The organism is Mesorhizobium sp. M0514 (assembly GCF_040321145.1).
Taxonomy (GTDB): Bacteria; Pseudomonadota; Alphaproteobacteria; order Rhizobiales; family Rhizobiaceae; genus Mesorhizobium.
In genome coordinates, this window is record NZ_JAMYQZ010000134.1 from 1 (window position 1) to 10,236 (window position 10,236).

The 10,236-nt window shown below is 56.3% G+C and carries 9 protein-coding genes and 2 pseudogenes; 8 read left to right on the top strand and 3 right to left on the bottom strand.

Annotated features, from left to right (window positions below; all coding sequences use genetic code 11):
• Positions 1-111: 111 nt before the first annotated feature.
• From NKI61_RS30760 to NKI61_RS30785, 6 genes are all read left to right on the top strand, one after another.
• Positions 112-894, top strand: coding sequence for an ABC transporter permease (locus NKI61_RS30760; protein WP_352842133.1), 783 nt, complete (start codon positions 112-114; stop codon positions 892-894).
• A gap of 165 nt (positions 895-1,059) precedes the next feature.
• Positions 1,060-1,467 carry a type 2 periplasmic-binding domain-containing protein gene (locus tag NKI61_RS30765; RefSeq protein WP_352842115.1) on the top strand — a complete coding sequence of 136 codons (408 nt, stop codon included), beginning with the start codon at positions 1,060-1,062 and terminating at the stop codon, positions 1,465-1,467.
• Positions 1,421-1,816, top strand: a complete 396-nt coding sequence (locus tag NKI61_RS30770) for a glycine betaine ABC transporter substrate-binding protein (RefSeq protein WP_352842117.1) — start codon at positions 1,421-1,423, stop codon at positions 1,814-1,816. The genes NKI61_RS30765 and NKI61_RS30770 overlap by 47 nt, the downstream gene beginning before the upstream one ends.
• A gap of 33 nt (positions 1,817-1,849) precedes the next feature.
• Positions 1,850-2,947 carry an alcohol dehydrogenase family protein gene (locus tag NKI61_RS30775; protein ID WP_352842119.1) on the top strand — a complete coding sequence of 366 codons (1,098 nt, stop codon included), beginning with the start codon at positions 1,850-1,852 and terminating at the stop codon, positions 2,945-2,947.
• 5 nt (positions 2,948-2,952) lie between these two features.
• Entirely contained in the window at positions 2,953-4,059 is a 1,107-nt protein-coding gene (locus tag NKI61_RS30780; RefSeq protein ID WP_352842121.1) for a mandelate racemase/muconate lactonizing enzyme family protein, read from the top strand.
• A gap of 408 nt (positions 4,060-4,467) precedes the next feature.
• Positions 4,468-5,463: an isopenicillin N synthase family dioxygenase gene (locus NKI61_RS30785; protein WP_352842123.1), complete on the top strand. Its 996-nt coding sequence runs from the start codon at positions 4,468-4,470 to the stop codon at positions 5,461-5,463.
• Between the two features lie 61 nt (positions 5,464-5,524).
• On the opposite strand, the gene NKI61_RS30790 is transcribed toward NKI61_RS30785, so the two are convergent.
• Positions 5,525-6,403 (bottom strand): LysR family transcriptional regulator, encoded by an 879-nt coding sequence (locus NKI61_RS30790; RefSeq protein ID WP_352842125.1) that lies wholly within the window; start codon positions 6,401-6,403, stop codon positions 5,525-5,527.
• 150 nt (positions 6,404-6,553) lie between these two features.
• On the opposite strand from NKI61_RS30790, the pseudogene NKI61_RS30795 reads away from it, so the two are divergent.
• Together NKI61_RS30795 and NKI61_RS30800 are read left to right on the top strand one after the other, a co-directional pair.
• Positions 6,554-7,766, top strand: a pseudogene (locus NKI61_RS30795) (aromatic ring-hydroxylating oxygenase subunit alpha).
• A gap of 4 nt (positions 7,767-7,770) precedes the next feature.
• Positions 7,771-8,279, top strand: a pseudogene (locus NKI61_RS30800) (FAD-binding oxidoreductase); the annotation flags it as partial.
• Here the strand turns inward: NKI61_RS30800 and NKI61_RS30805 are convergent.
• Together NKI61_RS30805 and NKI61_RS30810 are read right to left on the bottom strand one after the other, a co-directional pair.
• Complete coding sequence (locus NKI61_RS30805) at positions 8,268-9,197, bottom strand: 2-oxoglutarate and iron-dependent oxygenase domain-containing protein (protein WP_352842129.1); 930 nt, start codon at positions 9,195-9,197, stop codon at positions 8,268-8,270. The pseudogene NKI61_RS30800 and the gene NKI61_RS30805 sit on opposite strands and share 12 nt — an antisense overlap.
• Positions 9,194-9,901 carry a class I SAM-dependent DNA methyltransferase gene (locus NKI61_RS30810; RefSeq protein ID WP_352842131.1) on the bottom strand — a complete coding sequence of 236 codons (708 nt, stop codon included), beginning with the start codon at positions 9,899-9,901 and terminating at the stop codon, positions 9,194-9,196. The genes NKI61_RS30805 and NKI61_RS30810 overlap by 4 nt, the downstream gene beginning before the upstream one ends.
• Between the last annotated feature and the right edge of the window lie 335 nt (positions 9,902-10,236).

Consider the following 10,236-nt stretch of genomic DNA (forward strand, 5'->3'; position numbering starts at 1 on the left):
CACTGCGCTCTAGGGAACACTGCGCTCTAGGGAACACTGCGCTCTAGGGAACACTGCGCTCTAGGGAACACTGCGCTCTAGGGAACACTGGGATAACCTGAGGTGGCAACGATGACAGACTGCGGATTTTTGAACCCGTTCGCCTGCTACACTGCGCCAGTCGCTGGCTGGATCAGTTCCGCACTTCAGTGGTTCGTAGGTTATGCTCGACCATACTTCTTGTTGGTGAAGCAACCGATCGATGCCGTCCTGAGCCTTCTGATATCGGTTGCTAACGCCGTCCCTCCTTTGGTGCTGATCGCACTAGCTGGAATTTTGGCATGGCGGGTGGGCGGCGTGCGGCTGATGATAGCCACTGTCAGCACTCTTTTGATCATAGGCTTCCTGGGTATCTGGTCTGAAGCCATGACTACTCTTGTAATCGTGTTCGCCGCAGTTTCCATCTGCCTCGCCATTGGTATTCCCCTCGGAATTCTAGCTGCCCGGAGCGATCGCGTCTTCGCCATAATGAGGCCTGTTCTCGACGGCATGCAGACGATCCCTGCATTCGTCTATCTGGTGCCGGTGGTTATGCTATTTGGCATTGGCAATGTACCCGGTGTGATTGTCACAATCATATTCTCGATTCCACCTGTAATCCGCTTGACCAATCTCGGTATTCGACAAGTGCCAACGGAAATCGTCGAGGCGATGATTGCGTTCGGTGCCTCGTCGCCCCAGCTTCTGCTCAAGGCACAACTGCCAGTTGCACGCAAGGCCATCATGGCGAGCGTCAACCAGACACTCATGATGGCGCTCTCTATGGTTGTAGTGGCTTCTATGATCGCTGTCGGGGATTGGGCCAGGTCGTTTTGCGCGGAATTGGACGCCTCGACATGGGAATTGCAACAGTAGGCGGCATCGGAATCGTTCTGCTCGCGATTATCTTGGATCGCTTAACACAACCTTCATGAAGACCACCATTACTCGGTGCCACGCCGTACCCCAAAAAGACGGCAGCCGAAGCCATCCAGAACCAATAATAAAATAATCACTATTGCACTATAGAGGAATATCCAAATGGCTAGACTATTATTGTCTCTTGCAGTTGCATCTTTGTCTCTGTTGTCACTTGGGGACATTGCGCATGCCGCAGAAACACGTCCAGGCGCAGGAAAGACAGTTATTCCTTCCGCGCAATCAAACGATCCGGAGGAAATGTTCCAAACATATCTGGTCGGGATGGGGCTTAGGGACCTTTGCTATGAGGTCAAGGAACCCATAGTTGCGCAAATGCAGGCAACCTTTGTAGCGGTCGCGAACGGCGATGCTACGTATTACGCAGCCTTCTGGGATCCGCTTCACAACAGTTTCCTCGCAAATCTCGGAACCGACAAGGTAGCTCCGGTAGGAGGAATCGTAGCTAATTCACCAAGGATATTTGATCGACAAGAAGACGGCGGACGCTCACGGTATCAAGGTAATTGAACAGTTCGCCGATCCTGCCATAGTCAAATTGTTTGATGCCGACGGAAGCGGCAAAGCCGCACTATACGGCTGTGATCCAGGTTGGGGCTGCGAGCGTGTAATCGAACACCAACTCGACGCATACAACCTGCGGAAAACAGTCAAGCACAAGCAGGGTAGCTATACCGCCATCATCGGTGACGCCATCGAGCGCATCAACTCGGCATTCAAGGGCAGCCTGCAGAGCGGAAGCGATTGTCGGACTAATCGACAGCTTGCTGGCGCGCTTCCGGCCAGGCGCACAGAAGACGCCATCTCCGCGGCGACGGCCGATTTGAAGCGAATGCGCTCCCAACGTTTGTACGATTAAACCAAGGTACCCCTAATGGACACACTCCCGACAATGGACACACTCCCGACGCATATGGTCGCCGTACACCTTACTGGCCACGGAGGTCTCGAGAAGCTGGAATATCGGGATGATGTCCCTCTTCCACGACCTGCAGCCGGAGAGGTCCTGATCCGAGTTAGTGCGGCCGGCGTGAACAACACAGACATTAATACGCGGCTCGGCTGGTACTCGAAAGTTGTGAAGGAGGGGACCAATTCGGTCGGCGAAGCCGGGACCAATTCCATCAATGACGATGATGCCTCGTGGTCGGGCACGCCGATGACCTTTCCAAGGATACAGGGGGCAGACTGCTGCGGCAGAATTGTAGCCGTTGGCGACGGGGTATCAAGCGCTCGTCTCGGCGACAGGGTCATCGTGAAAAACATGCTCAGGAGCTATGTCGCCCATAGGCCGTACGAGTGCTGGACCTTCGGATCTGAATGCGACGGAGCCTTTGCGCAGTACACGAAGGCTCCGGCCTGCGAAGTCTATCCAGTGATCTGTTCTTGGAGCGATGCCGAACTCTCGTCGATACCATGTGCGTATTCAACTGCTGAGAACATGTTGCATCGGGCCAACGTTTCGGCGGGCGAAACTGTCTTGATTACAGGCGCGTCGGGGGGCGTTGGCTCGGCCGCTGTTCAATTAGCCCGTCGCCGGGGGGCTGAGGTTATCGCGACTACTTCCGCGTCAAAGGCAGCTGCTATTATGGCGCTTGGTGCTCATCGGATCGTCTCTCGTGATGCCGATCCACTTGAAGTAGTTGGGCCCCGTCAAGTTGACGTTGTTCTCGACATCGTCGGTGGCGAGATGTCCGCGCAGCGCATAGAAACGCTGAAGGCCGGCGGCCGCTATGCCGTCGCAGGAGCAATTGCAGGCCCGCTGATTAACCTGGATTTGCGGGCGATATACTTGCGCGACCTGACTGTATTCGGATGCACGTTCCAGGAAGACGCAGTGTTTGAAAACCTCGTGAGCTATATCGAACGAGATGAGATCCGCCCGTTGGTATCACAGGTGTATCCGCTGTCTTCGATTTCCGAGGCGCAGCAGGACTTCCTGAATAAGGGCTTTGTCGGCAAGCTTGTACTCACCCCACCACAGGAGTAAAACCGTTGAAAATAAAGCAGATCGACGTTTACCAGGTCGACCTTCCTTATTCTGGTGGGGTCTACCTTTTGTCGGGCGGTCGGGAGTATCGCAGTTTCGACGCGACCATCGTGAGGATCGAGACGGCTTGCGGGCTAGAAGGCTGGGGCGAAAGCACGCCGTTTGGGTCCACTTATGTGGCCTCTCATGCCCTCGGCGTACGCGCCGGAATCGCCGAGATGGCGCCTGCCTTGATCGGGTTAGATCCGCGCCGGGTTGATCGTATCAACGATTCAATGGATGCAGCTTTGCTTGGCCATCTCCACGCCAAAACCGCGATTGACGTGGCGTGCTGGGATATCTTGGGCAAATCTATGGGGCTGCCGGTCTGCGAACTTCTAGGGGGGCGCACCGACAATCGGTTGCCCGTGATCTCTTCGATCTACGCGGGCGAGCCTGATGACATGAGGGGGCGAGTCCAAGATCACCGCGCTCGGGGATACACTGCGCATTCGGTGAAGATTGGCGACGAACCAATTCTCGATGCTGCGCGTGTAGAGGCGGCTCTTGCTGACCGACGCCCTGGCGAATACTTTATCGTAGACGCAAACGGTGGCATGACCGTTGAGAGCGCGTTGAGGACTTTGCGTCTTCTTCCGCAGGGTCTTGATTTCGTGCTTGAGGCGCCTTGTGCGACCTGGCGGGAATGCCTCTCCCTTCGACGCCGTTCTACCGTCCCGATAATTTGGGACGAACTTGCAGACAGCGACGCTGCAATCTCGATGCTGGTTGCTGATGATGCGGCGGAAGGCATCGGCCTCAAAATTTCCAAGAACGGTGGCCTCACACGCGGCCGCCGCCACCGTGATATTTGCATTGCGGCCGGATTGACCCTGAGTGTCCAGGAAACGACAGGGTCGGACATTGCTTTTGCGGCTGTAGTGCAGCTTGGCCAGACGGTTCCCCGGCGGTATCTCCGCTGCGTACTGGAATCGCGAGATATGGTGTCCTGTCAGACGGCCGATGGCGACTTTCCGGTGGTGGACGGGTATGTGACAGCCCCGAGTACACCAGGCCTAGGGGTCACGCCTCGCATGGACGTACTCGGCGATCCTGTCGCCAGCTTTACATAGGTAGGCTGCCAGCGCCCCGAAGGGTCTGCAGACCGACGATTATGTTTTGGTGATGCAGTGGGTAATCAAGTGCCAAGGAATTGAGCTCTGTTGGCGGCACTTGTCGGCAAAGCCTGCTTCTTCACCTTTCCGATCACACGCGGGCAACGAGCAAGAACTTCTATGTAACGTGTCCGAAGGACACGCAATGTCGCGCGCCACTAGGGAACGTTGAGTTGATGTTGTCCTCGCCCGAGGCGAACAGAGCATGACGATTGCGTTTTGATAGGCGGATCTCCAGATCCGCACGCACTGAGACCGATTACGATTACTACAGCTAATCTCGGAAGAATTTTTTTGCCGTTGAACAGGGTGGAATATGGGACAAAATCGGTGGGTCGACATTCACAACCGAAATAAGGTGTATTCATGTCCGTAGATCTCGTTGCCAGGCTGGACGACAAGTTGCGCGCGAAGCGCGAAAGCTTTGACAAGATCCCGGTGGTCGATATCGCGCCGCTTCTCGATGGCAGCAACAAACAGGCGGTGGCTAGGCAGATACGTTGGGCTTTGTCGAATACCGGGTTCATGTACGTGAAGAACCACGGCATTTCCCAGGACTTCGTAGATGCGGTATTCGATGTCAGCCGCCGGTTCTTTGATTTGCCCATGGCGCAGAAGATGGAATTGCATGTGAGCAGATCCGATGTAGCGCTACGCGGATATATCGAACCATTCGGGGAAAACACCGATCCTGGCAAGACGATGGACCTCAAAGAGTGCTTTGACATCGGCCCTGAACGTTCGACCCTGGAAGGTCCGTTTTTTGGATCCAATCAGTGGCCCGCTGTTCTGCCCGAGTTTCGCGAACTGACGTACGGATACCATCAGAAGATGGTGGACCTTGCGAAAAAACTGCTGACTGGCATCGCATTCAGTCTGGACTTGGCGGAGGATTATTTCGAGAGCCAGATGCGCAGTCCGATCAGCATTCAGCGCCTGCTTCATTACCCTCCGCAGAATGGCTATGTCGGGGAAAACATCATCGGCATCGGAGCGCACACGGATTATGGCAATCTGACCATCCTGGCGCAGGATGAGGTGGGCGGTCTTCAGGTGATGAACCGGGATGGAGACTGGGTGGAGGGCACGCCTATCCACGGCACCTTCGTCATCAACATTGGCGACTTGATTCAGCGGCTCACTAATGACCTCTATCTGGCGAACATGCACCGGGTGGTGAATACCACGGGGCGCGAGCGGTACTCGATCCCCTTCTTTATTGATGCCGATTTCGATGCTATCATCGAACCGCTGGCCTCATGTGTCACCGAGAGCAATCCGCGTCGCTATAAGCCGGTGACGTGTGGGCAGCATAAATTCGGGCGTTTTGCAGCAAGTTATGCTCACCTGAGCAAGGTATAACGAAACGAAAACGGGCAATGCGAAATTGCCAGCAGAAGTCCGGGAACAAGAAAGTAGCCACTCAAGAGCTTTTTGCGAGCCAGCTCGCAAAAAGTCGGGCTTTCGAGCCTGCGCTTAGATGGATTTTCAGATAAAACGCGACAGGTGACGGAATACTGGCGGGCACAAGTTCGACTAGCCGTCCCTCTTTCATCAGGTTTTTGACGAGCCCGTCCCAACCCAATACCGCCCCCACATCGTCTTGAGCAGCCTGGAGGGCGATCATGTAGTTGTTCACAGAAAACCTGCGCCCCTTTGGGCTCGGGTGTCCAAGCGCTTGAAACCAGTCCGTCCAGTTCGTCCAGTCGGTTTCCTCATTATTCATGTGGATCAAAGGCGCCTTGAGTAGATCTTCAACTCTGCGAATGCCCTGTTCTGTGGCGAACCTTGGAGTTCCGATTGCGACAATACGGTCCTGAAAGAGTTTGTGGCACTCCTCACGATTCTCCTGCGGGTTGCCGTACTGAATACTTAGATCGCAGCGGTCAGCCATTCCGGGCACGTCGCTGACGATCTGCGCGACAGTAATAGTGGGATGGCTTTTCCAGAAAGCTGAAATCTTCGGTGTGAGCCACAGCGAGCTGACGGCCGTGGTGGTTCGGATCGTCACGTCAACGGCTTCCGGGCGATCACGCATCTGAGTAACGGCTTCGGAAATGGCCTCGAGCCCGCGTTGAACCGCGACGAACAAGAACGCCCCTTTCTCAGTCAATTCGACACCGCGGCTCCTGCGCAAGAACAGGTTGCATCCGAGGTCACTCTCAAGCGCCTTAATTTGATGGCTGACAGCCGCCGGCGTCACGTTCAGTTCCTGAGCGGCGTTCTTGAAACTGGCATTTCGAGCGGCCGCCTCGAAGCAGATCAGAGCAGTTATCGAGGAGAGGTCATACGGTCTTGGCATACGAGCCTCTTCGGACCCGCTTTCTGTTTCATGGTATGGGCTCGCGGTGCAGGCGAGATTAGCCAAACTAAATCGCGCTGAAAATAAGTTCTATTGTGTAAAGGACCATCAAGCCAGAAAAAATTTCATCTCAAATGTGCACGCCATTTTATGGGAGTTCGGCATGACGTCCCCTCGCCCTCCATCCAAGAGTTGCTAGCGCGCCGCGTCTCGGGCCATGCCCTTGAGCAGCCGTTTTACACATCGCCGATGATTTACACTCGAGCACATCTTCTACCAGAATGGCTCCATGCGGCGCTGGCGTGCCAGCTTGCGAAAGCGGGCGTCGGTGCTTATGGGGTGATCATAGTTCGGGGCCGCGATGGTGAAATCCGCGCTTTCGATAATTCTTGCCGTCATCGCGGCTTGATGATCTGCAAGGCCCGCGAAGGTCAAGTGGCCAAACTCGTCTGCCCCTATCACCAGTGGACCTATGAGCTTGACGGCCAGCTGATCTGGGCGAATGACATGGGCCTGACTTCGGCATGTCCAGATACGGCCTGAAGCCTGTTCATCTGCGCAATCTGGCCGGCCTGATCTACGTCTGTCTGTCGGAAACCCCACCAGATTTTCACACCCTTTGCCAAACTGGCCCTGCCTATCTTGAGTCCATGACCTTAGCAATGCGAACGTCGCGTATACGTCGACCATCATCGAGAAGGCCAACTGGAAGCTTGTGTGGGAAAACAATCGCGAATGCTACCATTGCAGCAGCAAACCACCCGTCGCTCTGTCGTCTCGCTCGACCCGGATGTGGCGGGCGTGTCTGCCGACGGGTCGGTCTCGGCGACCCTTCAGGCGCATTTTGACTCTTGCGAAGCCTCAGGCGCGCCTGCGCCGGATCGCCGACAGCGGCCAATTTCGCCTTGCGCGGATGCCGTTGCAGCAAAGGGCCGTGAGTTACACGCTCGACGGCAAGACTGCCGTTCGCAAAAATCCTGGCCACGTGGCTCTGCCCGATGCAGGCACACTGCTGAAGTTCCATTATCCGACGACTGGAGCCACTTCCTGCCAGACTACTCTCTGACCTTCTGCGTCACGCCGATCAGTCTCACTGAAACCGAGGTCACCACCGTCTGGCTCGTGAATAAAGATGCCGTCGAAGACGAGGATTACGACCTCAAGCGCCTGACGGAGGTCTGGATCGCAAACAATGATGAAAACCGCGAGATCGTCGAAACCAACCAGCGAGGGATCTTCTCCCCCGCATATGTTCCTGGACCGTATTCGCCGGGTCAGGAAAGCGGCGTGTCGCAATTTGTCGATTGGTATGCGAACTGGCTTGAGCCATCTCTGGGCGTCGATACAACTGGCTGCGGAGTGAGCGAATGAACGTGGCCACAAAACCCCGGCTTGTTTTCTGGACTGACGCGGAAAAACTCGAATGCACCTCGTCCTTCCAGAGGCGCCGAACGTCCTGACGTTCTGTTTTCGGTCGCCGTCCGGCGTGCTGTTCAACTTTGATCCAGGACAGTTCCTCACATTGGAGCTGCCCGTTCTCGGCGGACCAATCTACCGGACCTACACGCTCTCCTCATCGCCATCGCGGCCGACCTCGCAGACAATTACCGTCAAGGCGCAGGCCGACCCTGTGGGGACGTGCTGGATGTTGACAATCTGCGTCCGGGCATACGCCTGCGAGCAATCGGTCGGGAGGGACCTTCTCGATCGCCCATCAGCCGGCCGAGAAGTATCTTTTCATCTCGGCCGGCTCGGGCGTTACGCCGATGATGTCCATGCACCCATCTCTACGATTCCGGGGGTTGATCCGGACATCGTTTTCGTTCACTGCGCGCGCCGTCCGCTGAAATTATTACCGAACGACTTATTGCAACTCTCGTGCGCGTCCGGCGCCATCCCCGGTTTCCCAGATTAACTCAAAGTTGCGCAGCATCACTTCCTCGACACTGAAGGTTTGCTTTCCTTGCCGGGAAGTCAGGCGAGCGTCGACGTCGGGATAGATAAAGAAGGGGAGGGAAATTCGTTCAGCCGGACCAGTGTGCACGACCTGGTGCGGCGTGCTCTTGAATCGGTCATCGCTCAAGGCTTGAAGCATGTCGCCCAGATTGACAACGAGACTACCGGGCAAGCTCGGCACCGGCACCCAGCACCCCCCGAACCACACCTGCAAGGAGCGCGTGGGAAGTTCCTCCTGTAGCAGCAGCGTGAAGAAGCCATTGTCGGTATGCTTTCCGGCCGTGCCGCCAGTAGATGGATATCGGATCACTCGTTGCAGGACCGTCGGCGGGTTGAAATGGCGTCGGTACCAGCCCTCTTCCATATCGAGCAGGTCGGCCAGTGCCATTCCGAGCTGCGGCACAACCTCGTTGACCACGGTAGACTGCAAAGCAAGCAGATTTCGTGCGAAACCAGGAGCCAACGCGTCATCCGGAAGGCGTGTGCAACCAGCAAACGGACGTCGGTCGTCTTCGTTTTCGATTCCCAGATCGAACAATTCCTTCGGATCGGGGCCGGCGTCGGGATGTAGCACCTCCCCGTACAACGGACTGTATCCACGAGCGGCAGTGGGGTACACGTCTTGGGCGGCGTGACCGTAGCGTTCCTTTGTCGACTGCGGCAACGCGAAGAACCGCCGGGACGCCTGGATCGCTTTTGCGATCTGTTGTTTCGGGATTCCATGCTCAAGATAGAAAAACCCGTATTCCTCGCAGGCCAGGCGTAGGCGCTCCCGCTCTTCGTGTCGCGTTGCATCGGCTGCCAGTTTTGCCAGTGAGATTTGCGGTAGTGTGGTCATAACTGCTGCTCCGTTTCTGCGCAGCCGCCATCGGGCACTTTGAAAACCCAGTAATGCGCGCCCTCCTCCGCGATATATTTTCCGTCCTTCAGACACTGTGCGGTCACAAGCACGCCCGCATCCTGCAGACGGCTCACCTCATCTTCAAAGGAAGTGGCCGTCGCATAGCTCTTGCGGGTGCTTGCGATGATGAATCCGTTGGGGCGCGTGACGCGAGCTAGTTCGCGCAGTGCTTGCGGTCGGACGTGACCGCGCGTGAACACGCCGCAGCAGATCGTAATATCGTAGGTCGCACTGGGGTGGCCGGAGAGCGGCCCGTTAAGGTCGATATCGCCTTGGACATGGCGGTAGACGTGGGTTTTCCGGGCCTGTTCGGCCATCTGCTCGGAGAGGTCGATCCCGTCGATCAATCGGAAACCGAGGCGTTCCAGTTCAACGCCGACCAGACCCGTTCCGCAGCCAGCGTCCAGGATTGCGATGGCAGTTCGCTGCCTGGGCAAATAGGCTGTCTGCACGGCCCCCGCCAGCTCCGCCACGATCATCGGTCCGCAGTACCCGTCGCGGCCCACATCCAGCTCGTAGGAATTGGCCCATCCGCGATAGAAGTGGGCCAAGCGACTGGCGTCGCCGTCGAGGGCGTGGGAATCCTTAATGCGCTTTCGTGCGGCTTGCTCCAGTGCCCTCTGTTGATCGAGAGTGTTCATGATAGTTCCTCCATGTAGGGCAGATGGACCTCCGGCGGCGCCGGTCGGCACCTGCTGCCGCCAGCAACGAAGGTTTCAAAACTTGTGCCAATTGCCGAACGAGGCCGAAGAAGACATTTTTTGTGATTTTCTTCAGCTATTTGGCTGAATCAAAATATAGAAATTGGCTAAACAGCGTGGGTCGTGAACCTGACAAAGCTGACAGAATGTCAGTTGGCGCCACAGGGTAGTGTGCTGAGAGTTCTGCAAATTCGCTGAGAGGGGGCGGTCATGGCAGGCTGGTGATGTTCAACGTCACCGATTCCCTGGAAGGAACGCCACCATGACCAAGACAG